This is a genomic window from Nakamurella alba, assembly GCF_009707545.1.
Lineage (GTDB): Bacteria > Actinomycetota > Actinomycetes > Mycobacteriales > Nakamurellaceae > Nakamurella > Nakamurella alba.
Genome location: NZ_WLYK01000029.1, coordinates 1 through 1158 on the forward strand (window position 1 = coordinate 1; position 1158 = coordinate 1158).

A 1158-nucleotide genomic window follows, 5' to 3' on the forward strand; every position below is an offset into this window, starting at 1 on the left:
GGTGGTGGACTCGGCCGTGTTGACCAGAATGTGGGCAAAAGATGATCTGGTTGGAGTTGATTTTCGGCTCTGTTGCAGGCGTGGGGCATGAGGCAGTCTGGTCCCGGACGGATCGTCTCAACCTCGTGGTCCTCTGTCCGAGTGCGGTTGACGGGATCCGTGCTGGCCCTCGAACGCAGACGGCCGCCTGGCTGCAGGCCAGGATCCGATGGTTTCTGAGCGCCTCGACATGCCGCCGAAGCGGTCTGCGAAGCCGTTGATCTGGCCCGCGATCCGGGGCTGGCCGTAGTCCATCGCCGCCCGCCCGAGAAGTCGCAGCAGCCCGAGCAGTTCGACGGTCAGGTCCGGCCGCAGGTGGCCAGAGGTGAGCCATCGTGCTGCGGTCGCAGCATGCGGTGCGACAAGCCGTCGGCCCGATTGACCCCGGCGTCCCCGGGTTCGTAGTTGGGCGAGGTTGCTCAGCACCGCGACGGTCTGCACGATCGGGTCCCGGTCGTTGCCGCCGGCCATGGACCAGGCCGACAGGACCCCGGCGAGCTCTCCAGCGGCATCGGCCCACCCGCGGACATCGCCCAACGGGACGGTGCGCAGCCGCTGGTTCATGAACCGCAGCTCGCTGACCGCACGATGCACAACCACTTCGTAGTCGGCCGGCCGCCGCGGCTGGCCAACCCTGCAGCCGCTCCCCCGCCAGACCGCGACGGCCTGCGCGGTCGCTTCCGGCGATCCGCCCCATCTGCTGCGCAGCCTGGGCAGTGTGAGGTCCTTCGCCAGGTGCCCGCCGCCGAAGAACCGCTCACCCTCCCCGGCGAGGGCGACCTTGTAGCCGACCACCAGGGCGGTGCCACCGGCGGCGTAGAACGGGGCGACCCGGATGCCCTCGGCCCGCAGGTGCCGCACGAAGTCCGCCTCCGTCACGGCCATGGCCGCGGCGGCCCGGACATGGCGTTCCAGGATCCGCCGGGACGGTTCCCGGCCGGTGCGTTCCTGCAGTTGCAGCTCCGCGTAGGTCAAACCCCGGCTCCCGACACCCAGGGCAGCGCTGGGCAGCCGGCGAAGGCCGTGTTCGACCTCCAACGCGCGGCAGGCCTGCTGCGCCTTGGTGAAGTCGTGGAAGGTGTTGATGAACGACCCGTCATCCCGCACCGCGGAGACCAC

1 pseudogene is annotated in these 1158 nt (G+C 69.9%); it reads right to left on the reverse strand.

Features of this window, described 5'->3' with window-relative positions:
- Positions 1–117: 117 nt before the first annotated feature.
- Positions 118–1158, reverse strand: a pseudogene (locus GIS00_RS26730) (hypothetical protein); the annotation flags it as partial.